24 protein-coding genes are annotated in these 23,626 nt (G+C 55.6%); 15 read left to right on the top strand and 9 right to left on the bottom strand.

The annotated features are described in order from the left end of the window. The first annotated feature begins 74 nt into the window (after nucleotides 1-74). From RTP97_RS01775 to RTP97_RS01765, 3 genes are read left to right on the top strand one after another with little or no spacing between them, the layout of a single operon-like run. Nucleotides 75-1,391, top strand: coding sequence for an MFS transporter (locus RTP97_RS01775; RefSeq protein ID WP_312410327.1), 1,317 nt, complete (start codon nucleotides 75-77; stop codon nucleotides 1,389-1,391). 18 nt (nucleotides 1,392-1,409) lie between these two features. Further along, nucleotides 1,410-2,498 (top strand): tartrate dehydrogenase, encoded by a 1,089-nt coding sequence (locus RTP97_RS01770; RefSeq protein WP_312410325.1) that lies wholly within the window; start codon nucleotides 1,410-1,412, stop codon nucleotides 2,496-2,498. A gap of 2 nt (nucleotides 2,499-2,500) precedes the next feature. Then, nucleotides 2,501-3,760, top strand: coding sequence for a glycerate kinase (locus RTP97_RS01765; protein ID WP_312410404.1), 1,260 nt, complete (start codon nucleotides 2,501-2,503; stop codon nucleotides 3,758-3,760). Nucleotides 3,761-3,987: 227 nt separating this feature from the next. Here the strand turns inward: RTP97_RS01765 and RTP97_RS01760 are convergent, their stop codons facing one another. The 3 genes from RTP97_RS01760 to RTP97_RS01750 all read right to left on the bottom strand — a co-directional run bounded on the left by RTP97_RS01760 (nucleotide 3,988) and on the right by RTP97_RS01750 (nucleotide 8,146). Then, nucleotides 3,988-5,331, bottom strand: a complete 1,344-nt coding sequence (locus tag RTP97_RS01760; protein WP_312410323.1) for a carbohydrate porin — start codon at nucleotides 5,329-5,331, stop codon at nucleotides 3,988-3,990. Nucleotides 5,332-5,452: 121 nt separating this feature from the next. Further along, nucleotides 5,453-6,886 carry a glycoside hydrolase family 32 protein gene (locus RTP97_RS01755; protein WP_312410321.1) on the bottom strand — a complete coding sequence of 478 codons (1,434 nt, stop codon included), beginning with the start codon at nucleotides 6,884-6,886 and terminating at the stop codon, nucleotides 5,453-5,455. An 18-nt stretch (nucleotides 6,887-6,904) separates the two neighbouring features. After that, entirely contained in the window at nucleotides 6,905-8,146 is a 1,242-nt protein-coding gene (locus tag RTP97_RS01750; RefSeq protein WP_312410319.1) for an MFS transporter, read from the bottom strand. A 244-nt stretch (nucleotides 8,147-8,390) separates the two neighbouring features. Between RTP97_RS01750 and RTP97_RS01745 the strand changes: the two genes are divergently transcribed. Next, the gene (locus RTP97_RS01745) at nucleotides 8,391-9,386 is read left to right on the top strand and encodes a LacI family DNA-binding transcriptional regulator (protein WP_312410318.1); all 996 of its coding nucleotides are present in this window, start codon (nucleotides 8,391-8,393) and stop codon (nucleotides 9,384-9,386) included. A 45-nt stretch (nucleotides 9,387-9,431) separates the two neighbouring features. Here RTP97_RS01745 and RTP97_RS01740 read toward each other — a convergent pair whose 3' ends face one another. After that, on the bottom strand, nucleotides 9,432-10,640 hold the full coding sequence (locus tag RTP97_RS01740; RefSeq protein WP_312410316.1) for an aldose 1-epimerase family protein: 1,209 nt from the start codon (nucleotides 10,638-10,640) through the stop codon (nucleotides 9,432-9,434). An 843-nt stretch (nucleotides 10,641-11,483) separates the two neighbouring features. Between RTP97_RS01740 and RTP97_RS01735 the strand changes: the two genes are divergently transcribed. Beyond that, on the top strand, nucleotides 11,484-11,849 hold the full coding sequence (locus RTP97_RS01735) for an anti-adapter protein iraM (protein WP_312410314.1): 366 nt from the start codon (nucleotides 11,484-11,486) through the stop codon (nucleotides 11,847-11,849). 64 nt (nucleotides 11,850-11,913) lie between these two features. Here RTP97_RS01735 and RTP97_RS01730 read toward each other — a convergent pair whose 3' ends face one another. After that, the gene (locus RTP97_RS01730; protein WP_312410311.1) at nucleotides 11,914-12,327 is read right to left on the bottom strand and encodes a hypothetical protein; all 414 of its coding nucleotides are present in this window, start codon (nucleotides 12,325-12,327) and stop codon (nucleotides 11,914-11,916) included. A 336-nt stretch (nucleotides 12,328-12,663) separates the two neighbouring features. Between RTP97_RS01730 and RTP97_RS01725 the strand changes: the two genes are divergently transcribed. The 4 genes from RTP97_RS01725 to RTP97_RS01710 all read left to right on the top strand — a co-directional run bounded on the left by RTP97_RS01725 (nucleotide 12,664) and on the right by RTP97_RS01710 (nucleotide 13,722). Then, nucleotides 12,664-12,924 (top strand): hypothetical protein, encoded by a 261-nt coding sequence (locus RTP97_RS01725; RefSeq protein WP_312410308.1) that lies wholly within the window; start codon nucleotides 12,664-12,666, stop codon nucleotides 12,922-12,924. 138 nt (nucleotides 12,925-13,062) lie between these two features. Then, nucleotides 13,063-13,254, top strand: coding sequence for an ATP-NAD kinase (locus tag RTP97_RS01720; protein ID WP_312410306.1), 192 nt, complete (start codon nucleotides 13,063-13,065; stop codon nucleotides 13,252-13,254). Continuing rightward, complete coding sequence (locus RTP97_RS01715; protein ID WP_312410304.1) at nucleotides 13,251-13,406, top strand: hypothetical protein; 156 nt, start codon at nucleotides 13,251-13,253, stop codon at nucleotides 13,404-13,406. Before RTP97_RS01720 ends, RTP97_RS01715 begins: the two co-directional genes overlap by 4 nt. 106 nt (nucleotides 13,407-13,512) lie before the next feature. Continuing rightward, nucleotides 13,513-13,722: a hypothetical protein gene (locus RTP97_RS01710; protein WP_103820154.1), complete on the top strand. Its 210-nt coding sequence runs from the start codon at nucleotides 13,513-13,515 to the stop codon at nucleotides 13,720-13,722. A 73-nt stretch (nucleotides 13,723-13,795) separates the two neighbouring features. Here RTP97_RS01710 and RTP97_RS01705 read toward each other — a convergent pair whose 3' ends face one another. Further along, nucleotides 13,796-14,047 carry a DUF1272 domain-containing protein gene (locus RTP97_RS01705; protein WP_312410302.1) on the bottom strand — a complete coding sequence of 84 codons (252 nt, stop codon included), beginning with the start codon at nucleotides 14,045-14,047 and terminating at the stop codon, nucleotides 13,796-13,798. A 139-nt stretch (nucleotides 14,048-14,186) separates the two neighbouring features. Here RTP97_RS01705 and RTP97_RS01700 point away from each other — a divergent pair, with 139 nt between their 5' ends. The 3 genes from RTP97_RS01700 (at nucleotide 14,187) to RTP97_RS01690 (ending at nucleotide 15,543) form a co-directional block, all read left to right on the top strand. Then, the gene (locus tag RTP97_RS01700) at nucleotides 14,187-14,858 is read left to right on the top strand and encodes an SOS response-associated peptidase (RefSeq protein ID WP_312410301.1); all 672 of its coding nucleotides are present in this window, start codon (nucleotides 14,187-14,189) and stop codon (nucleotides 14,856-14,858) included. Between the two features lie 101 nt (nucleotides 14,859-14,959). Beyond that, nucleotides 14,960-15,238, top strand: coding sequence for a type II toxin-antitoxin system RelE/ParE family toxin (locus tag RTP97_RS01695; RefSeq protein ID WP_312410298.1), 279 nt, complete (start codon nucleotides 14,960-14,962; stop codon nucleotides 15,236-15,238). Next, nucleotides 15,238-15,543, top strand: coding sequence for a HigA family addiction module antitoxin (locus RTP97_RS01690; RefSeq protein WP_312410297.1), 306 nt, complete (start codon nucleotides 15,238-15,240; stop codon nucleotides 15,541-15,543). The genes RTP97_RS01695 and RTP97_RS01690 overlap by 1 nt, the downstream gene beginning before the upstream one ends. Before the next feature lie 25 nt (nucleotides 15,544-15,568). Here the strand turns inward: RTP97_RS01690 and cybB are convergent, their stop codons facing one another. The 3 genes from cybB to RTP97_RS01675 all read right to left on the bottom strand — a co-directional run bounded on the left by cybB (nucleotide 15,569) and on the right by RTP97_RS01675 (nucleotide 18,573). Next, nucleotides 15,569-16,108 carry a cytochrome b561 gene (cybB, locus tag RTP97_RS01685; protein WP_312410295.1) on the bottom strand — a complete coding sequence of 180 codons (540 nt, stop codon included), beginning with the start codon at nucleotides 16,106-16,108 and terminating at the stop codon, nucleotides 15,569-15,571. 85 nt (nucleotides 16,109-16,193) lie between these two features. After that, a complete protein-coding gene (gene aldA / locus RTP97_RS01680; protein WP_312410293.1) occupies nucleotides 16,194-17,633 on the bottom strand; it encodes an aldehyde dehydrogenase in 1,440 nt (479 codons plus the stop codon). Nucleotides 17,634-17,769: 136 nt separating this feature from the next. Then, the gene (locus RTP97_RS01675; RefSeq protein ID WP_312410291.1) at nucleotides 17,770-18,573 is read right to left on the bottom strand and encodes a YdcF family protein; all 804 of its coding nucleotides are present in this window, start codon (nucleotides 18,571-18,573) and stop codon (nucleotides 17,770-17,772) included. A 159-nt stretch (nucleotides 18,574-18,732) separates the two neighbouring features. On the opposite strand from RTP97_RS01675, the gene RTP97_RS01670 reads away from it, so the two are divergent. From RTP97_RS01670 to RTP97_RS01660, 3 genes are read left to right on the top strand one after another with little or no spacing between them, the layout of a single operon-like run. Then, the gene (locus tag RTP97_RS01670) at nucleotides 18,733-20,397 is read left to right on the top strand and encodes an MFS transporter (protein WP_312410288.1); all 1,665 of its coding nucleotides are present in this window, start codon (nucleotides 18,733-18,735) and stop codon (nucleotides 20,395-20,397) included. 45 nt (nucleotides 20,398-20,442) lie between these two features. Further along, complete coding sequence (locus RTP97_RS01665; protein ID WP_312410285.1) at nucleotides 20,443-21,522, top strand: HlyD family secretion protein; 1,080 nt, start codon at nucleotides 20,443-20,445, stop codon at nucleotides 21,520-21,522. Further along, the gene (locus RTP97_RS01660) at nucleotides 21,519-22,901 is read left to right on the top strand and encodes an efflux transporter outer membrane subunit (RefSeq protein ID WP_312410282.1); all 1,383 of its coding nucleotides are present in this window, start codon (nucleotides 21,519-21,521) and stop codon (nucleotides 22,899-22,901) included. Before RTP97_RS01665 ends, RTP97_RS01660 begins: the two co-directional genes overlap by 4 nt. Nucleotides 22,902-23,626: the final 725 nt, after the last annotated feature.

The following is a 23,626-nucleotide window of genomic DNA, read 5'->3' as shown; positions in this document are numbered from 1 at the left end:
ATAAAGCCAGTTAAAAAAGCATACTGAGTTCATTACAAAATGATAACAACCCTACAACCGTGGAGCACTCTGTTATGAACAACGACCTCGAAAAAAGGGTTATGCGTAAGGTTACCCTGCGCATTATTCCCTTTATCATGCTGCTGTATTTCATCGCGTTTCTCGACCGGGTCAATATTGGTTTTGCTGCCCTGACGATGAACGAGGATCTGGGCTTTTCGCCGACGGTATTCGGCCTGGGCGCAGGCATATTTTTTCTGGGCTATTTTCTCTTCGAGGTGCCGTCAAACTTAATCCTGCATAAGGTCGGAGCCCGCATCTGGATCGCCAGGGTGATGATCACCTGGGGACTGGTCTCGGCCTGTATGGCTTTCGTGCAGGGCACGACCAGTTTTTATGTTCTGCGTTTTCTGCTCGGCGTAGCGGAAGCCGGTTTCTTCCCGGGCATCATTCTTTACCTTAGCTACTGGTTCCCGGCAACAAAACGCGCCCAGGTCACCGCCATTTTTATGGCCGCAGCGCCTCTTTCCACCGCCCTGGGATCGCCTATCTCCGCCATGTTACTGGAGATGAACGGTCTGCTGGGTTACGCCGGCTGGCAATGGATGTTCATGCTGGAAGCGATCCCGGCCGTGCTGTTTGGCATCGTCGTCCTGTTTTACCTCACTGACCGTCCCGCCAAAGCGAAATGGCTGACGGAGGAGGAGCGGACCTGGCTGCAAAATACGATGCAGGCCGAAGAGCAGGCCCGAACTGTTGGGCAGAGCCACAGCAGCGTCTGGCGCGGGCTGGCGGATAAACGGGTTCTGGCCCTGGCGCTGGTCTACTTCGGCACCTCCGCTGGTCTCTACACCCTGGGTATCTGGGCGCCGCAAATTATTCATAGCTTTGGTGCCTCATCTCTGGAGATTGGCTTCCTTAACGCCTGCCCGGCCGTTGTCGGCGTTCTCGGTATGATCCTCTGGGCCCGCCATTCAGATCGGACAAACGAGCGCAGCTGGCACGTTATTGCCGCCTGTCTGCTGGCCGCAGCCGGACTGCTCTATGCCGGTAGCGTCAGCACTCTGTTTACCGTGATTATCGCTCTGACGCTGGTCACCGTGGGCATCAGCGCCTCGAAACCACCGCTCTGGAGCATGCCGACGCTGTTCCTGAGCGGCCCGGCAGCCGCGGCTGGCATCGCCACCATCAACTCTATTGGTAACCTCGGAGGATTTGTCGGGCCAATGATGATCGGCGTTATCCGTCAGCAAACCGGCAGCTATACCGGCGGACTCTATTTTGTTGCAGGCCTGCTGGTCCTGTCAGCGCTTATTGTCCTGATTCTGGCCGGAAAAGCGAAAAAGCCCCAGGCCTCAGAACTTCCTCACCCGCATATTCATACTCATTAATCGATACGGAGAACAACCATGCGTAACTACTCTATTGCTGCCATTCCCGCCGACGGCATCGGCCCTGAAGTGATCTCTGCTGGCATCGAGGTGCTTCACGCCCTGTCCCGTCAGGATCCAGAGCTGAAATTTACTATCGAAACCTTCGACTGGGGTTCCGATTACTACAAGCGACACGGCGTCATGATGCCGGAAACGGGCCTGCAAACGCTCAAAAAATTCGATGCTATCTATTTTGGCGCGGTCGGCGCGCCGGATGTACCCGATCACATTACGCTGTGGGGTCTGCGACTGCCGATTTGCCAGGGATTTGACCAGTACGCGAACGTGCGTCCAACTAAAATCCTGCCGGGGGTGACGTCGCCGCTGCGTAACCGCGGACCTGGCGATCTCGACTGGGTTATCGTCCGTGAAAACTCAGAGGGCGAATACTCCGGCAACGGTGGCCGCGCGCACAGAGGCCTGCCGGAAGAGGTTGGGACCGAAGTGGCGATCTTCACCCGCGTCGGCGTGACGCGCATTATGCGTTACGCCTTTAAGCTGGCCCAGTCACGTCCGCGTAAGTTACTGACGGTGGTGACCAAATCCAATGCCCAGCGTCACGGCATGGTGATGTGGGATGAAATTGCGGCCGAAGTGGCACAGGAGTTTCCGGATGTGCAGTGGGACAAAATGCTGGTTGATGCGATGACGCACCGCATGACGCTGCATCCGCAGAGCCTGGATACCATTGTCGCCACCAACCTGCATGCCGATATTTTATCGGACCTGGCTGGCGCACTGGCGGGTAGCCTCGGCGTGGCACCGACGGCGAATATCGACCCCGAGCGGCGTTTCCCTTCCATGTTTGAACCTATTCACGGCTCAGCCTTTGATATCACCGGCAAGGGCATCGCAAACCCGATTGCCACTTTCTGGACTGCCGTGCAGATGCTGGAGCATCTGGGTGAGCGAGAGGCCGCCGCGCTGATCATGGAGGGGATTGAGTATGTGTGCACTAAAGGGATCCTGACGCCTGACGTGGGCGGCACGGCGAAAACCGCCGATGTCACCCGCGCGGTAGTGAAGTTCATCGAGTCCCGGGCCACCGTTGCTGAGAGTGCGTAATGATGAACAATGAGCAGGCTGCAGAGATTTTGCACGATGTGTTTAAGCATGCTGTTGACAGCGCCCGCCCCGGGCCTGTCATCCCTCCCGCCCTGCCGCAGAAGCCTAAAGGCCGCTGTGTTGTGGTGGGGGCCGGTAAAGCATCTGCCGCCATGGCAGCGGCGGTGGATGCAGCCTGGCCTGACGTGGAGGTCAGCGGCGTCGTGGTCACGCGTTACGGCCATGCCGTACCTGCGGGACGTATCCGGGTTCTGGAAGCGTCCCATCCGGTCTCGGATGCCATGAGTGAAACAGCAGCTATGCTGATTGTAGAGTCCCTGCGCGGGCTGACAGCAGACGATCTGGTGCTGGCGCTAATGTCCGGCGGCGGCTCAGCGCTGATGGCGCTGCCCGCACCGGGCCTTACGCTTGCGGATAAACAGGGCATTACGCGCGCCCTGTTGCACAGCGGGGCTAATATCAGGGAGATGAACCTGGTACGGCGGCATCTGTCGGCAGTCAAAGGCGGCAAGCTGGCCGCGATGGCGCAGCCGGCACGCGTGGTCTCCCTGATAATCAGCGATGTCCCGGGCGATAATCCATCGGATGTCGCCTCTGGCCCGACGGTGGCTGACAGTACCACACCGGGTGATGCCCTGAAGGTGCTTGAACGCTATGGTATTGCGATATCCGAGGCGGTACGTGATGTGCTGAGCAAGCCACTCCCACAGCCAGCCGGAACGCCAAACGGCGAGGTTAATCTGATAGCTACCCCGGCAATCGCGCTAAAAGCAGCTGCCGAGGCGGCACGTCGCCACGGTATCACGCCGCTGATCCTTGGCGACGCCATAGAGGGGGAGAGTCGTGAGGTGGCCGTCGTGATGGCGGGTATCGCCAAATCGGTGAAGCAGCATGGCCAGCCGCTGGGCGCGCCTGCCCTGCTGCTTTCCGGTGGGGAGACCACGGTTACGGTGCGTAACGGCCGCGCCGGTAAAGGGGGACGGAACACGGAGTTTCTCCTCAGCCTCGCCTGCGCGCTACAGGGCGAAAGCGGGATCTGGGCGGTAGCGGGCGACAGCGACGGCATCGACGGTACGGAAGATGCAGCGGGCGCCCTCATCTACCCCGATACGCTGTCACGCGGCAGGCTAAAGGGCCTTAACGCAGCGAGTTATCTGGATGAGCATGACAGCTACCGCTATTTTCATGCGCTTGATGATTTACTGCTTACTGGCCCAACGCTCACTAACGTCAATGATATCCGGGCAATATTAGTTGCTTAACCTCTTTGCTCTCCCGGTAGCCTGGGAGAGCATTATCCAAACTCCATCAGAAGCATCTGGGTGTTCACCGCTTTACCCGCCTAATAACCTTAATTTTTTTGCGGCCAAATATCACGATCTGTCATTGGCCTACTGACTAGCAGGTTTCTCCCCCTGCGGCAGCAAATCAACTACCGCATCGCCTAATGCCCAGATTTTCATACACTCCCCTTAACGTAAATCAATAATCAGAACAGATATTTAAAGCGGACCCGTGCGCCGTAGCGTTCGTCGTCGTTGCCGGTTTGCGCAGCCGAAGAGTCCAGCCAGGAGGCGTAAGCCCCAAGGTAGATATTGAAATTTGGCAACTCCATGATGTTCGGCAGCTGCCATGAGGTATGGATGGTGTGAATGTCGTAGCGGCCCGGAGCGAGGATCGCACAGTCGCTATCGCAGTCCGCGCTGATGCCTGCCATATTGAACTGGTCAATTTTGTTGTGGGCATAGATGTAGCCCAGCTCAACGCGGTGCCACAGGGCATTGATACCGGCGCTAAAGTCTTTCTCGTCTGTCGCATCAAGGTAAGCCGTGCTCAGGTTCACCACCGCGCCGTTTTCCGCATCTGTCCTGAGCGTGTTCCATGTCATGGTCATACCGTAACCGGTGCGGCTGGATTGATCCTCGAAGCGCCCATTCTCCTGCTGATAGCCGTAGGCGTTATTCACCAGATTGCTCTCCAGCGCGGCCGCGACTGACCACGGGCCAGACTGCCACGCGGCCACCGGGCGCACATACACCACGTTTTTACGGTTATCCAGCGCGTTGCCGTGGTAGTTTTGATCGACGAACAGTGAACTGCCGTCCTCAACCAGCGTATTAACCTCGAAATACCAGTTATCCAGTTTTTTGCTAAGCAGGAAATTGCCGCCGCTATTGCTGCGTCCACGCCCCTCTTTCATCATGTAGATATAGCCGTAGCCGTCGCTATAGAGATCGTTGGCGGTATTACCGGAATACTCAATAAAAGTATCCTGATTCAGCGGGAACATATCCCAGGCTTCGAAGCGACCGATTTTAATTTTCCAGTCATCCTGCTGACCGAAGATAAAAGCCGCGTCGTCGAGGTTCATTTTACCGTTCATATCCGCCAGCGGCTGCACGCTGAAACCGGCATATTTGCCGTCAGCCCCTTTTCGCATACCATCAAAGCCCAGAAGAATACGCCCGTTAATATCCCAGCGCTCTTTTTCACCTGGCGTCCAGTTTTTATTGGCGCTGGTTTTGAGCGATGTCAGCCCTCCGGTTCGACTGGCTCCATCCATATTAAATTCAACGTCGCCATAGAATTTTAACTCGTCAGTAGCATTAACCTGTAGTGTGGGTTTTGCCGGTGCGGTGGGGACTGCCGTGCGGGGCGCCTCCTGCTGCTTCAAGGCGCGGATCTCCGCTTCCGCGCTGGCGGCACGCGCTTCGGTGGCTTTCAGCCTATTTTCCATTTGCATCAGCCGCGCTTCCAGAGAAAGGCTATCCTGTGCATACACCACGCCGCTAAATACAGACGTCAACATACATCCGACCCAGATTATTTTCATCGGAAAACCTTTTTTATTATTCAGTAACCCGTTATTAATTATGTAGGGATATAATTCGGCGATAACGACATCAATAACCCGCCCATCGCCGGGGACAGGTTATTGATCGTGCCGGGTTTATTCATTCAAGCTGCCATGCTCCGCCATCGGATAATGCTGCACTGCCACTCCAGGCAAATAAACATAATTCACGCTGCCCGGCATCGGGATATATACGGCTGCTGAGGCACGCCTCGCCATCATTCACAAACACTTCAACGGACGAGCTGTCGATAAACAGACGCAGAGTGAGATCGCGATCGAGAGTTAACGGCACGCTGCGCGTACCGCATAAACCGTGCTGCGGATAGTGACGTTCCAGCACCAGGCGCTGCATCTGGGCATCGACGTATACCCGCAGGCCATCGCCCAGCCGCAGGCCATACTGTTCGGCGGTGCTGTCAGCCGTTTTCCAGTTCAGCACCACCTCCATCGCTTCGGCGTTTTCCACCACGCTAATCTGCTGATTATTGAGCGTGCTGACCGGCCAGGGGTACCAGCCCTGACGCAGGCTTTCCACCTCTTTTGCCGGGCGCATTTGCAGGCGATTGTCCGTGCTGAGCCGCAGCTCGCGCGGCAGAGAGAGCATCCCTGCCCAACCGTCCTGCTGCTCCGGCAGCGGCGACTCCCACATATCCAGCCAGCCAATCACAATACGTCGCCCGTCCGGCGTCAGGAAACTCTGCGGCGCGTAAAAGTCATGCCCGTGATCCAGCTCGACAAACTCACCGCTGCGGACAAACGGTTGACCGGGCTGCCACTCGCCCAGCAGATAGCCGCTCTGGAACAGATTGCGGTTCTTAAAGCCGTGCGCGGTCATGCCCTGCGGGGAGAACATCAGCACACGCTTATCGCCAAGGGTGAAGAAGTCCGGACACTCCCACATGAAACCCATCCCGGCCTCGGCTTCATCAAGAGTGCCCTCTTCCTGCCACTGGCGCAGATCCGCTGAGCGATACAGCCGCACCTGCCCGGTCTCACCCAGACGTGCGCCGACGATCATGTACCAGCTCTCGCCTTCGCGCCAAACCTTGGGATCGCGGAAGTGATGCACGCCCGGCGGCGTATCCACCACAATGCCCTGACGCTCAAAGTGAATGCCGTCGTGGCTGGTGGCCAGGCACTGCACCTGATAGAGATTGTCTTCGTTATCGCTATCGCCGTGGAATTTATGCCCGGTGTAGATCAGCGCCAGCGTGTCGCCGTCTACTACCGCCGAGCCGGAAAAGCAGCCGTCTTTGTCCTCCGGCCCTTCCGGGGCGATCGCCACCGACAAATGCGCCCAGTGGACCAGATCCTGACTGCGCGCATGTCCCCAGTGCATGGGTCCCCATTGGGTGGAGTACGGATGATGCTGATAGAAGGCGTGATACCAGCCGTCGAACCATACCAGCCCGTTGGGATCGTTCATCCAGCCCGCTCTGGCGGCCAGATGATAGCGCGGATACCAGCGCAGGTTGAGCGCATCGCGTTTTACCTTAAGTTCCTGTTCAGCGTCAGCAATTGAGTAGGTCATTGTCTTCACTCTTTTCAGTCAGATAGCGGAAAGTTGGGGTGCCTGCGGATCCGCAGAGGTGTTTCCGGATCGCAGTAAAAACATGGAGATAAAGGTAATGGCGAACACCAGCATGCCCATAAACAGATAGGAGTCAGCGAAGCCATATTTTTCGTAGCTGTAGCCCGCTAGCGGCGACAGCACCGAGGCGATCACCGAGCTGGTGCAGGCGAAGCCCACCAGATAGAGGGTGGATGACAGACGCTTATCAAAATTCAGGCTGTTGTATTTAAAGATCGCCACCAGCAGCACCGGCAGTTCGACGGCGTGGAGCAGTTTGGTAATGGAGATCAGCAGCGGCCCCTCCACCAGCCCGGAGGCTATCATGCGCATCGCCATCACCATGCCAGCGAAGATCAGGCCATTTTTAGCGCCGACGCGATTTACCAGCCACGGGGCGCAAAACATCCCCGCAGCTTCAAGAAACACCTGAAACGAATTCAGGTAGCCGTACATCGCATTGCCTTCCTGCGGCGTGGCAAACTGCGAGGAGAAATAGACCGGAAACTGTTGGTCATAAACGCCGTAGATACAGGTGCCGACGACGAAGAAGACCAGCGCCCAGAAGCGCGGCAGGGTCAGCAGACGCAGCGCGTCCTGGAGCGTCACTTTGCCCCCCGCCACTGCTTCCTGCATAGCATGGGGTGCAGAGGAGACCCGCAGCCGTGCCAGCAGCAGCAGAAACACCAGCCCGGAGCAGCTGGCAACTGCGAAGTTCAGCTTCGGATCGATGTTAAACAGCAGCCCGGCAAAAAACGTCGCCACCGCCCAGCCCAGCGATCCCCACATCCTCGCTTTGCCGAATTCAAACTGACTCTGACGCGCCACGCGCTCGGTGTAGGACTCCAGCACGCCGATACCGCCGTTAAACGTCAGGCCAATAAAGATGCCGCCAAACACGCTGCCAAGCAGAATGTTGATCTTCAGCAGATACCCAAACAGCAGATAAGCCGGGCCGGAGAGAATCAGCATCGTCGTGAGATACCACAGCAGATGTTTACGCAGGCCGAGCTTATCCTGAATAAAGCCATAACAGATCTGTGCGAACAGGGCAGAGACTGACAGCACCGCGAAAATAATTCCCGTATCCCCTGCCTTCAGCCCGACCTCCTGATGCAGCCAGATAGAAAGTAACGAACCTGAGGAGGACCAGGTGACAAAAAAGAAGAACAGCAAGGCACTGAGTAATGGATAACTGTGAGAATGATGGGCTTTCATCATGGCAATCTCATGTTGGAGTAATGCATGGATGGTAACGTTAACAAAAGTTAATGCTCACGCCATTTAGCCAAGATTCATGATGTTAATCACAAAAGTTAACGTTAACATAATCAGAATGAGATCGTGGTCAACATTTTTAGCTAACAGCCTGCGTCACGCGGGTAGCAGAATAGCGTATGATCCTTTTACATCAGCGACTTAGTTATACTGTCTTAGGCAACACGGTAATTACGGAGTGAAATAGATGGCATCACTGAAAGATGTGGCAAAACTGGCAAACGTATCGCTGATGACCGTGTCGCGCGCGCTGAATAACCCGGAACGGCTAAAACCCGAGACCCTGGCGCGTGTTCAGTTGGCCATTCAGCAAACCCACTACGTACCGGATTTGTCAGCCAAGAAGATCCGTGGCGCCCACGCCTCACCGAGAACCATTGGCGTGCTGGCGCTGGATACCGTGACGACCCCCTTTTCGGTGGAGATCACGCTCTCTATCGAAGAGACCGCCCGCGCCCACGGCTGGAACAGTTTTGTGATCAACATGTTTTCCGACGACAGCCCAGAGACCATGGTCGATCTGCTACTCTCCCACCGTCCGGACGGTATCATCTTTACCACCATGGGCTTACGGCAGGTACCGCTGCCCGCCAGGCTGCTGACCCTGCCCTGCGTGCTGGCAAACTGTGAAAGCCTGCACCAGCCGGTGGCGAGCTATATCCCGAATGATGAACAGGGCCAGTACACCGCGGTCAAGGCGCTGCTGGCCGCAGGTTACCGCCGCCCGCTCTGTATGCATCTACCTGCAAAGCATCTGGCGACCATTCGCCGCCGTCAGGGGCTCGAGCGCGCGTGCCGCGAAGCCAATATCGATCCCGATACGCTCCACCATGTTTATATGGCATTTGGCGATGAGCACTACCGCGATATGCCCGCCCAGCTGCTGGCGCATATCCGTCAGGGCAAGCCGCAGTTCGACTCCGTGATCTGCGGTAACGATCGCATTGCGTTTATGGTGTACCAGACGCTGTTGGCACAGGGATTACGCATTCCGCAGGACATTGCGGTGCTGGGCTACGACAATATGGTGGGCATTGGCGATCTGTTCTTCCCGCCGCTGTCGACAGTACAGCTGCCGCACTATGATATTGGCCGCCTGAGCGCGTTGCATATCATCAATCAGGAAACGCACAGCAACACCATTCGCGTTGAAAGTCCGCTGCTGCTGCGTGAGTCACTTTAAAAGCACGCCCCCGGTGGTGCTGACCGGGAGCGCGCTACAGGCCGATTACTCTTTCGCTATTGGCGTGGCGTTCTCGTCGATTTTTGTCTCGCCCTGAATAGCGGCAATTTTCTTCGCAACGTCCGTTACCTGCTCGCTGCTGTGCAGTAAGGTATAGGTCAAATCAAACTGCGTGCTGGCACCCGGTTGCAGCTGCTTCACGCGCTTCTGCTCGCGTTCAATAGTTACCGGATAGGCATAGTTGGTGCCAGGCTCAATTCCTGTGACATAGCCCTGTTTAACGGTATCGGTATTTTTCCATAACGTCAGCACCGGCAGCTGGCGGGTGTCGAACTGGATGGAAGCCCCCTTGTCACCCGCCTTGTTTACGACTGCCGCCAGGGTCTGGTGATCCTCCCCGGAGAGTGGCTGGATGTTGAATACCATCTCATCAAAGCCTTTGGTTGGGCCAGCATAGGTCTGCCATGTCTTCAGGCCCTCTTTGGCATAGTCGTTAAACGGACTAATGCTGGATATCGGGGCGAGGAAGCGCGCGCCCTCTTCGAGGATCGGCATGCCGAAGTTGCTGTGGTAGATAATTTGGTAATCATGCGGATAGTCAGCGTGGTTTGTCAGCACATCATGCAGGCTAAAGCTGTTGCTGCCGGGCACGTAGCGCAGCTCGGTCATGGTTTGTAAATCAGCTTTTTTGAAGGTGCTCTCTTTGACCAGCCCACGAATACGGATCTCATGTGGCGCGGCATCAGCCACTTCGACCTCGACCTGCGAGGCTGGCGTATTCCCTGCTTTCCCATGCAGGGTATAGATTTGTCCATCTGCGGTTACCGGATGCCCGGTCCACTCATAGCCGCAGCGTACCATCATTTCATTGAAACCTTCCAGCCAGCCCAGTCCATTACGGCTTTCCAGATTGATAAAGGCTGGATTGACAACCTCTTTCACCGGCGAATCCCAGCCCATTTTTGAGCCGAAGCCTTCAATGCGCAGCAGATTCATCCCGCGCGTCGGACTCAAGGTGATAGTAAGCCCCTCCTGACTGGTAATAACGAGGACTTTACTCCCTTCCTGCTTACCACCGTGCAGCACCTTTTGCTCGATGCTGAACGTCTTGTCTTTAATGTTCAGCCGATCGCTGGAAACCTTCCAGTTTCCCTTATCTATGCCCTGCTCAGCGCTGGTCAGCACCCAGGTTTTTGCCGCTGCCTGACCGGAAACTACGAGTGCAAGTACCGTTAAAGCCAGTTTGATTTTCATTATCCGTCCTTTTTGCTGAATCGATTATTACTTGTCGTCGGAAAATCTACTGATTCACTGGTTAAAGAAATGTGACGAGGTTCACCTGATGGGAAAAGCCGCATTTTCAGGGGGAAAGTTGTGGTTTATATCGCATTAAAAATGCAAATAACTTACATACTTGCATTAAAAATGCGGAGCTAGAGGGATTTAGCTTTATCGTTTCAGCTAGCGAAGGCAGCCGTTAATTGCTGCGAAAACGCGTACCTGCCAGACGCAACCTCCAGCAATAACGTTAGATATTGTAAAGAATACAATAGAAAAGTTTCTGCACTATGCCCCAAACACTATGGCAGCCAAACCGGCCTGCCATTGCGTTAACTAGCCTATTAGCCCACCACTACAGTAACGATTTTCTCAGCCCCAATATAATTTCGCGAATACATTATCTCCGTTCGTTATTATTATGCCGATCGTAACGACGATAATGTCTGTACCAGTAAGATACTCATTAACTGTATGTCATCTAATCCTTTTCTCTTACGTTCTAAACATAGAATGGTCGTTCACCCATCTTCGGCAACGCCCTGCAACGATGCCTGGACAGTCAAATCTCACCCATTTTACTATCGTGGCGGCACTCTATTTTCAGTCTAAAATTGTTTTAAATCAAAAATAGTCGAAACGTTTTGTAAATCACTACAAATCAAAGCGTTTTTTTTGAAAGAACTTCAAAAAATAAGAAAAAGCTTTGACTCCCTAAGTTAAACTGCTACATTTTTAGTTACATGGAGTGACTATTTGTTTTTTGCGGAGTGCATATACTTTCATTTTCGCAACTTTGTTCTGCTTACAGGAGATAATATGGAATGGAAAATCATTGACTCGCTGGTTAGCGCGACTACTGGAACCTTCTTTGCAGCAGCATCCTCACCTCGCAATATAAATTTAATACTATGGTACCAAAGTGATTTTTTCTTACGCTCAGGACATACTTTATCAACAAGCAGTATTGGGATCGTCATTAATGGTCATTTCAGAAAATTGAATATCCTTCATACCTTTCCCTTCACTACCGAAACATGGACCAATTTAATTCAAAAAACAGGCTGCCCTGGAAATGCGCCAAATTTTAAAGGCCCCTGTTTAAATATAACCTCATGTCAATTCAATCAGTGCCCTTATGATATCAAAAAATACAATTCTGACGGTAAGAAAACTTCACTTTAATAGGTATGATCTCAGGATAAAAAACCCACCATAAGGTGGGTTTAATTAATCAATGGCTCAGGCTTTAACGACCCGCGGGATAAAGTCCATAATCGCCATTATTTGCGTACCCAATACGAAACGTCAGGGTACTCCCTGCATCAACATCGGCAGACTGCGTGCTTATACCTCCCCCGCAGAAATCTTTCGGCAAGGTGCTAATGACATACTCTCCAGGCGAAGGATAGACGATCACCTCCTGGGACGTGTCTAAATCAGCTATGGGTTTTCCATTGATATACACGCGGCTTAAGCATGTATTTCCGGTAAAGCTTCCATCTCGCTTGATGACAACCGCACCACTATCCCTTTTTTTTACCAGAAGCTGTGGCGCGAGAATCTGCTTCTGCGGCGCGATCTTTGCCTGTTGGTTAGACCCAGATTGAGAAGTACAGCCTACAAGTCCAACAACCACTGCCACTACAAGCATTTTTTTCATTTGTTAGCAGCCTCATGTTTTAAACAAATGACCTCATTGTGATGTGTGGTTACGCCCGATAGAGACTTCTCCTCTTATAAGTAGCAAGGCTTTATCCCATACGACGCGTATTATCGACGCTTCGCTCTCGCGAGGCTCGGCACAGATAATAAAAAAGCCGCGCCGAGGCGGCTATCATGCTTTTAAGTTAGTCCTGATGCTCACGATCGCCTGTTTGTTGAAACTATTTGTTGAAACTAAAGTGCGTGACGACAAAGCCACGTATTGCAGAAGGTTTTAGACCTGTTAAGTTTAAAGAGTCATCCTTTGAACATCCTTTTACGTGCGGGAGGTAATATGATTCATGCCAATAGCTTAACCGTAACCCATAAAAAAGCGTCCTCTCATCATGATCAGACTGGCTATGTGTTCAAGAGTGAGAAAGGAAAATTTATCTTTGGCCTGCTCACCGGCTATGGTGAACTCAACGTGGGCGATGTACTTAAGCATGATACAGGCGACGCCTGGACCACGCCCGATGGTTCAGAGCTGGATTTTGGTAAGGATTTGCTCGAAACGACCGAAGCGGAAGCGCTTAGGCGACTGGAGAAGTGTTAACCCATCGCAACGTAAAACGCGCCTGACCCGCCTGACTCGTGGCATTCAAAACACGGATGCCACCACCTACTCTTAATGAGAGTTTCAAAGCAGCCTAACCAGCGCTAATCTTGTTGCTCACCTATACAAGGAGGCCGTATGGCTGGATTAGTAAACCCAAAAAATGCGCCGGAAGAGTCCGCTTACGCACTTTTAATTGAGTTAGTCAGGGCACAAAGGGTGCCGGTCTGCTCAGCTGACAATATTGACGAACTGCTATCGATTTACGATCGGGCTGTGCAGCATTTTCAAACTGAAGAGCGCGCAGATACTAAACGGCAGCCGACATGAACACATTCACTATCATCGCCATTCCCTTTTTCATCACCGCCATGATCTTTCTTACTCTGGCAGCACGACAGAAACAATCCGTCTGGCTCATCGTTGGTGGCGTCTTCATGTGCTCATCGGTAGTGAATGCGGTGATTGGCATGTCGCTTTGAAGCGATCCAGCGCGAAGTGAGATTAGAATTTTCTGGTTTCTGACGCAAAAATAGACAGCTCCAGTACACTTAAGGGCGTTATGCAACCCATGAGAGGAGACGTCTGATGGCCACAGCTAAAGCGTACGACCTTGATCAGGCATATGAGCTGTTAAACTCCGGTAAACACCGGGAAGTTGAGCTGGATTTTGATATTGATACCGATGCTTTTTTCCAGATTGCCGATGAGTATGGCGATAAGGGTGCAGAGATAAAGCGGTCTAATAACCACTTCGTTATCAAGTTAGAACCTTTATCTATCCCCTCTTTGAATTAGCCTTGTACTTTCATACAGCAGGCGCAGCATCGGCCTGCTGTCGTTAACCCTACAAAGTTAAACCCTACCAGAGTTAAACCCTCCCAGCACCAGCACAGCCTTGAGGTTTGAAAACCCGTGTCGTCGACGCAGGATTATTGATCAGCTTTTCTGCCGCTCTGCGGGGCCTCGTCACTAACTCGCCGCCACAGTTTGGACAGCGCATCGCCATACTTTCTGCGCAGCTGGCGCAAAACGTACACTCGAATGAGCAGATCAGTGCCTCCTGAGAATCAGGCTGCAGATCGGTATTGCAACATTCACAGTTCGGTCTCAGTTCCAGCATAGGGCGATCCTTAATGGCGACAGAGTGAAGTTGTAGGCCGGATAAGATGGAGCTGCCCCGGCGTAATAGCTATTTATATACCAGGCGCTGTCATCGCGCATCCCCCTCTATACTTTCTGTAACGAAACAGGAGGTCTTTATGTGCGGACGATTTGCCCAGGCGCAGGCGCGCGACGAGTATCTGACTCTCTTTGCTGATGAAGCAGAACACGATATTCCTTTCGACCCCGAACCCATCGGGCGTTACAACGTTGCGCCTGGAACAAAAGTTTTGTTGCTCAGCGAGCGCGATGACAGGCTGGCGTTGGATCCGGTTCACTGGGGCTATGCACCAGGCTGGTGGGACAAGCCAGCGTTGATCAACGCCCGCGTTGAAACTGCCGCCACCAGCAGAATGTTTAAGCCTCTGTGGCAGCATGGGCGCGCTATCTGCTTTGCCGACGGCTGGTTTGAGTGGAAAAAAGAGGGGGATAAAAAACAGCCCTACTTTATCCACCGCAGCGACGGCCAGCCGATCCTGATGGCGGCCATCGGCAGTACGCCGTTCGAACGCGGCGACGAAAACGAAGGCTTTCTTATTGTAACCGCCGCGGCGGATAAGGGCCTGGTCGATATCCACGACCGGCGGCCGCTGGTACTGACGCCGGAAGCGGCCCGGGAGTGGATGCGGCAGGAGATTGGCGGTAAAGAGGCGGAGGATATCGCCAAACGCGGCACGGTTCCGGCGGAGATGTTCACCTGGCACCCGGTCACGCGTGCGGTGGGAAACATTAAAAATCAGGGGCCGGAGATGGTCGAGCCTGTAAAATAATTTTCATCCGTCTAAGAATCGTTACTTCAGAAGCGAATAAACTGTTGCGGACTGCGAAACAGATGATAAACTGTTTCCTGTAGCGCAACAGGAAACAAAGTATGATCAGAAGCTGGAAACATAAAGGATTACACCAGTTTTACGAAACAGGATCCACGGCAGGCATCGTTCCAGAGCATGCCGCAAGGTTGGAAACAGGGTTGAATGCCTTGAGTCTGGCTGAAGTCATTGAAGATCTTAATTTTCCCGGTTACAAACTGCACCGATTGAAAGGTACTCGAAAGAACATTTGGTCGCTTAGCGTCACAGGGAATTGGCGTCTCACGTTTGAATTTACCGATAGCGATGTTTATATACTGAATTATGAGGATTACCACTAATGACCATGAGCGATCCACCCCATCCGGGTCGGTACATTGAAGAGGCCATGGAAGATCTGGGCATCGGCGTCCGTGAATTAGCCCGTGCCCTCAACGTTGCCCCCTCAACGATTCAGCGCGTCATTGTTGGCAAAACGGCCGTTACCCCCGAAATGGCGGTGCGACTGGCAAAAGTACTCGGCAGTACGGCAGCGATGTGGTTACGCCTGCAGAGTGCCTACAGCCTGAGCATTGCTGAAAAAGAGATCGACGTATCCGGGTTGCCGCGCTTGTTTATTAATAAAGCAAGCTGCTGTCACTCGTGAAGTTATCGAGCTTTTTCTCCGTACCTTATTTATCCTGGCGCCGTTTGCCTGGCATCATGCGCAGCAGCGTATCATCTTTCCAGAAATAGTGATGCGCTAGCGCGGCGGCGGCGTGTAGGCCGATTACGTAGTAGCCCAGCGTCGCCAGGGTAACGTGCCAGCTTTTCAGGGTATCAACCAGATCGAAGTCCGATTCGCTGGCGTGCGGCATTGCAATGCCAAAGGCAAACCAGGTATTACCGCGATTCCACATCATCAGCAGGCCAATAATCGGCAGGGCGATAAACAGTATGTAAATAACCAGATGACCGAGATGCGCCATACCCGTCATCATCGCTTTTGGTTTGGGCGTAATCAGCGGCGAGGGATATTTCAGGCGCACCAGCAGACGCGCTACCATCAGCCCCAGAATGGAGATCCCACAGGAGACGTGGATCATATTGATCAGCGGACGGGCGCTGCGGGGAAAGTATCCGCGAAATTCCATCGCGCAATAGGCCACCACGACGAGTAAAAATACCAGCCAGTGAATGGTTATTTGTAACCCGGAATATTTGCTGCGCATCAGATTTTCCTTATCTAAAACAGTAAAAAAGCAAACATACCGGGCTTTGATTAAAACTGCATTAATTATTCTTTGACCGAATCATTTAGGATTGCAGATAGACCACCTGAGTTTGCAGATATTCGTTCAGGCCATGACGACCGTCGGCGCCACCGATGCCCGATTTCCGCCACCCAGCATGGAACCCCTGCATCGCCTCAAAGTTCTCACGGTTGACGTAGGTTTCGCCAAACTTCAGCCCTTTGATCGCTTTCATGGCGGTATTGAGGTTCTGCGTGTAGATCGAGGAGGTCAGGCCATAGTCGCTGTCGTTAGCCATCTCCAGCGCCTCTTCCAGCGTATCAAACACCACCACCGGCAGCACCGGGCCAAAGGTCTCCTCATGCATGATGGTCATATCCTGGCGTACGTCCAGCAGCAGCGTCGGCGGATAGAAGTAACCGCTGCCCTCCACCGCTTTACCGCCAAGCGCGATCTTCGCCCCTTGCTCTACGGCACCGGCCACCTTCTGCTCGACGCGAGCCAGCGCGGCGGCGTTGATCAGCGGCCCCATAGCAATGTCGTTGCGGGCGGCAGGATCGCCATATTCGACCGCATTCATCGCCTCACCCAGACGGTTAACGAAGCGATCGTAAATGCCCTTCTGCACATAGACGCGCTCGGCGCAGTTACAGACCTGCCCGGTATTGATGACCCTTGAGTCAACGATCGCTTTCACCGCCAGCTCCAGATCGGCATCGTCCATCACGATGGCTGGCGCTTTACCGCCCAGCTCGAGGCACACCTTAGTGATGTTTTTCGCCGCCGCCGCCATGATCTTCTCTCCGGCGCCGACGCTGCCGGTCATGCTGACCATCGCCACTTTCGGGTTGCCCGCCAGCTCCTGACCTACGGTCTCCCCGCGTCCGAGCACCAGGTTAAACACCCCACGCGGCAGGCCGATGCTGTCGACGATTTTGGCAAAGGCAATAGCGTTGTTAGGGGTAAACTCACTCGGCTTGATGACGATGGTATTGCCGGTCACCAGTGCCGGGGCCAGCTTGCGGGCGATCAGGAAGAACGGGAAGTTCCACGGCAGGATGCCGGTAGTCACGCCCAGCGCACGCTTGAAGACCAGAATATTCTCTCCGGGGCGGTCGCTCTGTAGGATCTCACCTTCGTAGCGGCGCGCCCACTCCGCCATGTACTCAATATAATCAGCGGTAAAGGCCACCTCGACCTCGGCCAGCTGCTGAATTTTGCCGCCCTCCTCAACAATCAGGGCGCTGATTTCGCTGGCCTGCTCGCGGATCCCCGCCGCAATTTTCCGCAGCCACCCGGCGCGTTCGATGGCTGGCAGCGCCTCCCAGGCAGGCTGGGCGCGGGCGGCGGCGTCGATGGCCTTACGCGCATCTTCCGCCGTACCGTCAGGGATGCGCGAAATAAGCGCTTCGGTAGCCGGATTGACGACGTCAATCCAGGCCTCGCCCTGCCAGGTGACAAACTGACCATCAATATACATCGGGTGCTGTACGGGTGCTGTCATGTCCTGCTCCTGTAATGGGATTGTTTTTAACAAGTAAATCTGTTGTTAAAAATCTACAGGCGTCGCGGATAATTCACAGAGCGACAGGCGGAATTTGTGAGTGATCTCATAATAAACAGCACGCTACGTCAGCCATTTATATTAGCGCCCGTGCTCGCAGGGTTGGCATTAGCGTCTCGTCCGCCTGCATAACCTGCCACGCACGGATTATCTCATCAGGCATATCGACGTGAGCAATGAAACCGCGTCCGTTAGGGCCGTAGCCCTGGTCATCATCGCGCAGCCGCGCCAGCTCGCCTGGGATCAGCGACAGATAGCGATCGATTGGCCATAGCCCCTCTCTCCTGGGCAGAAAGGTCAGGCCATGGCTGCCGTTATCAAGCTCCGGTGAGAAGCCGGGATAGCTTACGCACCGCACCTCATGTTTAACCTCCTCCAACACACGGGCAAAGGTCGCCATTGTCCGGCGCTGCATAGTGGGATCCTGCACGACCACCAGCGTTTTCACAGGTACGCTATGCTCGCGGATCAGCCCCCATGAGAAGCGGGCATTTTCGCCGCAGTTGGTAGAGCGCTGCTCAAGGATCAATTTATCTGCCGGGATTTTCCAGAACTGGCGAGCAATATCACCAATAATCGCCGCCTCGGTACGTCCGGTAGTGCGCACCTTGTTATAGCGCGAGTGGCGTGCAATGGCGGCGTAGAGGAACGGCGTGGAGTGCCCAATGCCGCCGCTGACGATCCGCGGTAGCCCGGAGGATGCGGCCAGCTCACAGGCGGCGTCAATAGTGGGGATCACGGCATTACCGGCCAGAACAATGCAGCCAGCCTGCGCTGGCAGCGGCTTGCCTTCGAACTCATTCTGCGCCAGCCAGTGCCCCAGCACGTTAACGGCCGTCAGCGTTTTTTCTGGCAGAATCGGAAAGCGGGTCATAAACATTGTCACCTCCTACAGGATATATCCCAGCAGGTTAACAAAGCCTTAGGTAAAGAAAAGGCGATCTCTCCTAATCGCTGATTTCGCTTTATTCATTAATTTGATAAATAATCAGAACTATTAGTACACTCACCAATACAGAATGGTTAATGTTAACAATCTATGGATGACCGACAGCTGACGAAACGCGACCCCTATGCACCCCGTGAATGGGCGGCGCATGAAAAACCGATGCTGCTGGGGTCCCCCTCAACGCCGCTGCACCCTGTTCCTAAACGTATTGCCTACGGCATCGTAGGCCTGCTGGTGTGCCTGACCGGCGCGCTGGGCAATGCGATGGTGTCCGCCAACCTGCAAAATTTACAGGGAACCTTTGCCGCGTGGTCGACGGAGATCGCCTGGCTACCGGCGGTCTACGTGATGACCAATGTCTCGATAAACCTGCTGCTGGTTAAGTTCCGCCAGCAGTATGGCCTGCGCGCCTTTACCGAAGGTTTTCTGGTGCTCTACGTGCTGGTGACCTTTTTTCACCTCTTCGTCAACGATCTCAGCTCGGCGATCATGGTGCGGGCGGCGCACGGCATGGTGGCGGCGGCCCTCAGCTCACTGGGGATCTACTATCAGATTCAGGCCTGGCCCGCGCGCCATCGTCTCAAGGCGTTAACCATCGGCATTACCGGCTCGTCGCTGGCGATCCCGATGGCAAGGCTCTTCTCTACCGAGCTGCTGCAAACCGACGAGTGGCGCGGGCTTTATCTGTTTGAGCTGGGGCTGGCGCTGGTCTCCCTTGCCTGCGTAGTCATGCTTAAGCTGCCGCCGGGCGATCGCAAAAAAGTGTTTGAGAAGAAGGATTTTATTACCTTTATCCTGTTTGCCCCCGGCATGGCCCTGCTCTGTGCGGTGCTGTCGCTGGGGCGGCTGGAGTGGTGGTTCGAAACGCCCTGGCTTGGCTGGGCGCTGGCCGGGGCGCTGGTGCTGATCGTGAGCGCCATCGTCTTCGAGCATAACCGCAGCAACCCGCTGCTTAATACGCGCTGGCTCTCCAGCGGCAGCATCGTGCGGCTGGGTCTGATCATGGTACTGATCCGCATCGTGCTGGCGGAGCAGAACAGCGGTGCCATCGGCTGGCTACAGTATATCGGCTTGCAGAATGAGCAGATGACCTATCTGGCCTGGTCGATTTTCGCGGGCATCGTTTGCGGCATCGTCGCCAGCTGCCTGACCATCAAGCCCCAGCGTCTGGCCTGGCCGATTGTCACCTCGCTGGCGGTGATGATTGTGGCCTCCCTGCTCGACAGTCAGTCGACAAGCCTGACCCGTCCCGATCAGTTTATGGTAAGCCAATTCCTGCTGGGCTTTGGCAGCGCCTTCTTCCTGGCCCCGGCGATGCTGGCAGGCATTGGTAGTGTAGTTACCGAGCCGCGTAACCTGGTGAGCTTCTCAGTGCTGTTTGGCATGAGCCAGAACCTGGGGGGCCTGCTTGGCTCCGCGGTGCTGGGCACCTTCCAGGTCTGGCGCGAGAAGTATCACTCCAGCCTGCTGGCGGACCAGCTCACTACCCTCGATCCGCTGGTGACCGAGCGCCTTCAGCTCTACACCCAGCAGTATCAGAACCTGATCGGCGACAGCACCCTGCTTAGCGCCCAGGCCGTTGCCCAGCTCCAAAACGTCAGTTCTATCGAAGCGAATATTCTCGCTTATAACGATACTTACATGCTGACCGCTACCATTGCCGCCGCCACGCTGCTGTGGATCTTCTGGCGGCTGCTGCGGCTGCGTATTACCGCCCATCTGGCGCTGAAAAAAGCAGTGAACACCCCGAAATAGAGTTGGAAGAGTATTGATGAGAGCAGTGTTACAACAGGAGTGGTTATGAGTCAGCAGGATGCCGCTAAAGAGCAGGCACATACCCGCAGCAATCTGCGGGTGGTTTCGATTTTTGCCGCCGCCGCCATTGGCATCGTAGGCGTACTGGTGATCCTCTACGCCTGGCAGCTACCGCCGTTTACCCGCCATACCCAGTTTACCGATAACGCCTACGTGCGTGGCCAGACGACCTTTATCAGCCCGCAGGTCAACGGCTATATTACTGAGGTGAAGGTTCAGGATTTTGCCATGGTAAAGCGCGGCGACCTGCTGGTGCAGATTGACGATCGCATCTACAACCAGCGGGTGCATCAGGCCGAGGCCCAATTGGCGATGAAGGTGGCGGCGCTCAATAATAACCTCCAGCAGCGCAAAAGCGCCGAGGCGGTGATCAAGCGTAACGAGGCGGCGCTGCAAAATGCCCAGGCGCAAAACCAGAAGTCGCAGGCGGATCTACGCCGGGTGAAAAATCTGACGGCAGATGGTTCGCTATCGATTCGTGAGCGCGATGCGGCGCTGGCGAGCGCGGCGCAAGGCAATGCCGATATTGCGCAGGCCCGGGCCACCCTGGAGACGTCTCGCCAGGATCTGCAAACGGTTATTGTCAACCGTGCGGCACTGCAGGCCGACGTGGAGAATGCCCAGGCGGCGCTGGAGCTGGCGCAGATCGATCTGCAAAACACCCGCATCGTCGCTCCGCGTGACGGCCAGCTGGGGCAGATGGCCGTGCGTCTTGGTGCCTACGTGACGGCGGGCACGCACCTCACCTCGCTGGTTCCCTCCCAGCGCTGGGTTATCGCTAACCTGAAAGAGACGCAGCTCGCCAATGTTCACACCGGTCTGCCTGTACGCTTTACCGTAGATGCGCTAAACAACCAGGCTTTCTCCGGTCATGTGGAATCTATCTCCCCAGCCACCGGGGTCGAGTTCAGCGCCATCTCACCGGATAACGCCACCGGCAACTTTGTGAAGATTGCCCAGCGTATTCCGGTCCGCATTGCGGTAGAGGGCAATGCGGAGCAGATAGCGCGTCTTCGTCCCGGCATGTCGGTGCAGGTCCATATTGATACCCGGGAGGCGAAATGAGACCGTTTCGCCCCGCGCTGCTGGCGCTCTGCGTTGCTCTTGCGGCCTGCCAGTCGGTTGACGTTCAGCCCGCGAAGCCCAGCCTGACCATCCCCGCCCAGTGGCGTAGCAGCGTGGGCCCAGCCAGCCAGGCCGAAGGGGTCTGGTGGCGAAATTTTCACGATAGCCAGCTTAACCAGTACGTGGATCAGGCCCTGCGCTATAACAGCGATATCCTGATCGCCCGCGAGCGGGTGAATGAGTACCAGGCGCGGGTGTATGCCGCCGAGGGCAGCCTCTTCCCCACCCTGGATGCGGGCCTCAGCGGCACGCGAGCGCGGGCGCAGTCTGCGGCGACGGGTCTACCGGTCTACAGCACGCTTTATCGGGGTAACCTCTCTGCCAGCTACGATGTGGATCTGTGGGGAGCCAACCGCAGCACCGCCAGAGCCGCCCAGGCCTCGCTGGAAGCGCAGCGGGCCGCCGCCGCCGCAGCAAACCTGACCGTGGCGTCGTCGGTCGCCACCGGCTACGTCACGTTACTTTCGCTCGATGAGCAGCTGCGTGTCACCGAATCGACGCTGAAGGCGCGAGAAGAGGCTTTCACCCTGGCCCAGCGTCAGTACGAGGCTGGCTATAGCTCGCGCCTGGAGCTAATGCAGTCTGACTCCGAGCTACGCGCCACCCGGGCGCAGATCCCGCAGCTCCAGCATCAGATTACCGAGCAGGAGAACGCCCTGAGCGTACTGATTGGCGATAACCCTGGCGGCATCCGGCGTAGCAGAGAGTTTGATAAACTGACCCCGCTGCGCATCCCCGGCCAGCTCCCCTCCTCGTTGCTTAATCGCCGCCCGGATATCGTTCAGGCCCAGCGGGAGCTGATCGCCGCCGACGCCAGCCTCGCCGTTTCGCAGGCACAGCTGCTGCCGTCTCTTAACCTGACGGCGGGCGGTTCGGTACAGGATGATACGCTGGCAGGGTTATTAGATAATCCGCTGCGGCTGTGGAGCGTGGGCGGCAGCATTCTTGCCCCGCTGCTTAACCGCCAGGCGCTGAATGCGCAGGTGGATGTGTCTCAATCCCAGCGTAATCAGGCGCTCTACAGCTATGAGCGTACGGTGCGCAACGCCTTTAAAGAGGTCAACGATAGCCTCGACGCCATCACACGCCTGCAGGAGCAGCTAGTCGAGCTGCAGGGGCAGGCAGAAGTGGCGGAGGAGACGCTGCGCATTGCGCAGAACCGTTACCAGAACGGCTACTCCTCCTACCTGGACGTGCTGGACGCCCAGCGTACCCTCTTCTCGGCCCAGCTAAACGTGGTGCAGGTGAAGAACAACGTGCTGCTGGCGCAGATCGATCTCTATCGGGCATTGGGCGGGGGATGGGCAGGTCAACCCTGACTCTCTGCCCTGTCGCTGCACCTGAAACGGCATTAACGCCCGGCGGCGGCAGGCCTTGCCGGGCCTACACCCTATGCAGGCTCCTGTAGGCCCGGTAAGCGCAGCGCCACCGGGCATATCGTTAGCCGGCGATCTGCTCCATCGCAACCACTCGAAACCGGGTCAACGCCCGGCGGCGGCAGGCCTTGCCGGGCCTACACCCTATGCAGGCTCCTGTAGGCCCGGTAAGCGCAGCGCCACCGGGCATATCGTTAGCCGGCGATCTGCTCCATCGCGACCACTCGAAACCGGGTTAACGCCCGGCGGCGGCAGGCCTTGCCGGGCCTACACGGTATGCAGACTCCGTAGGCCCGGTAAGCGCAGCGCCACCGGGCATATCGTTAGCCGGAGATCTGCTTCATCGCGACCACCCGAAACCGGGTCAACGCCCGGCGGCGGCAGGCCTTGCCGGGCCTACACCCTATGCAGGCTCCTGTAGGCCCGGTAAGCGCAGCGCCACCGGGCATATCGTTAGCCGGCGATCTGCTCCATCGCGACCACTCGAAACCGGGTTAACGCCCGGCGGCGGCAGGCCTTGCCGGGCCTACACGGTATGCAGACTCCGTAGGCCCGGTAAGCGCAGCGCCACCGGGCATATCGTTAGCCGGAGATCTGCTTCATCGCGACCACCCGAAACCGGGTCAACGCCCGGCGGCGGCAGGCCTTGCCGGGCCTACACCCTATGC

The organism is Pseudescherichia sp., assembly GCF_031998825.1.
Lineage (GTDB): Bacteria > Pseudomonadota > Gammaproteobacteria > Enterobacterales > Enterobacteriaceae > Pseudescherichia.
The sequence above is the reverse complement of the archived record's forward strand: the minus strand, read 5'-3'. Positions and strand labels throughout refer to the sequence as shown.

Coding starts and splice junctions, on each gene's coding strand:
- RTP97_RS01775 (WP_312410327.1), top strand. CDS start 75: ATGAACAACGACCTCGAAAAAAGGGTTATGCGTAAGGTTACCCTGCGC.
- RTP97_RS01770 (WP_312410325.1), top strand. CDS start 1,410: ATGCGTAACTACTCTATTGCTGCCATTCCCGCCGACGGCATCGGCCCT.
- RTP97_RS01765 (WP_312410404.1), top strand. CDS start 2,501: ATGAACAATGAGCAGGCTGCAGAGATTTTGCACGATGTGTTTAAGCAT.
- RTP97_RS01760 (WP_312410323.1), bottom strand. CDS start 5,331: ATGAAAATAATCTGGGTCGGATGTATGTTGACGTCTGTATTTAGCGGC.
- RTP97_RS01755 (WP_312410321.1), bottom strand. CDS start 6,886: ATGACCTACTCAATTGCTGACGCTGAACAGGAACTTAAGGTAAAACGC.
- RTP97_RS01750 (WP_312410319.1), bottom strand. CDS start 8,146: ATGATGAAAGCCCATCATTCTCACAGTTATCCATTACTCAGTGCCTTG.
- RTP97_RS01745 (WP_312410318.1), top strand. CDS start 8,391: ATGGCATCACTGAAAGATGTGGCAAAACTGGCAAACGTATCGCTGATG.
- RTP97_RS01740 (WP_312410316.1), bottom strand. CDS start 10,640: ATGAAAATCAAACTGGCTTTAACGGTACTTGCACTCGTAGTTTCCGGT.
- RTP97_RS01735 (WP_312410314.1), top strand. CDS start 11,484: ATGGAATGGAAAATCATTGACTCGCTGGTTAGCGCGACTACTGGAACC.
- RTP97_RS01730 (WP_312410311.1), bottom strand. CDS start 12,327: ATGAAAAAAATGCTTGTAGTGGCAGTGGTTGTTGGACTTGTAGGCTGT.
- RTP97_RS01725 (WP_312410308.1), top strand. CDS start 12,664: ATGATTCATGCCAATAGCTTAACCGTAACCCATAAAAAAGCGTCCTCT.
- RTP97_RS01720 (WP_312410306.1), top strand. CDS start 13,063: ATGGCTGGATTAGTAAACCCAAAAAATGCGCCGGAAGAGTCCGCTTAC.
- RTP97_RS01715 (WP_312410304.1), top strand. CDS start 13,251: ATGAACACATTCACTATCATCGCCATTCCCTTTTTCATCACCGCCATG.
- RTP97_RS01710 (WP_103820154.1), top strand. CDS start 13,513: ATGGCCACAGCTAAAGCGTACGACCTTGATCAGGCATATGAGCTGTTA.
- RTP97_RS01705 (WP_312410302.1), bottom strand. CDS start 14,047: ATGCTGGAACTGAGACCGAACTGTGAATGTTGCAATACCGATCTGCAG.
- RTP97_RS01700 (WP_312410301.1), top strand. CDS start 14,187: ATGTGCGGACGATTTGCCCAGGCGCAGGCGCGCGACGAGTATCTGACT.
- RTP97_RS01695 (WP_312410298.1), top strand. CDS start 14,960: ATGATCAGAAGCTGGAAACATAAAGGATTACACCAGTTTTACGAAACA.
- RTP97_RS01690 (WP_312410297.1), top strand. CDS start 15,238: ATGACCATGAGCGATCCACCCCATCCGGGTCGGTACATTGAAGAGGCC.
- cybB (WP_312410295.1), bottom strand. CDS start 16,108: ATGCGCAGCAAATATTCCGGGTTACAAATAACCATTCACTGGCTGGTA.
- aldA (WP_312410293.1), bottom strand. CDS start 17,633: ATGACAGCACCCGTACAGCACCCGATGTATATTGATGGTCAGTTTGTC.
- RTP97_RS01675 (WP_312410291.1), bottom strand. CDS start 18,573: ATGTTTATGACCCGCTTTCCGATTCTGCCAGAAAAAACGCTGACGGCC.
- RTP97_RS01670 (WP_312410288.1), top strand. CDS start 18,733: ATGGATGACCGACAGCTGACGAAACGCGACCCCTATGCACCCCGTGAA.
- RTP97_RS01665 (WP_312410285.1), top strand. CDS start 20,443: ATGAGTCAGCAGGATGCCGCTAAAGAGCAGGCACATACCCGCAGCAAT.
- RTP97_RS01660 (WP_312410282.1), top strand. CDS start 21,519: ATGAGACCGTTTCGCCCCGCGCTGCTGGCGCTCTGCGTTGCTCTTGCG.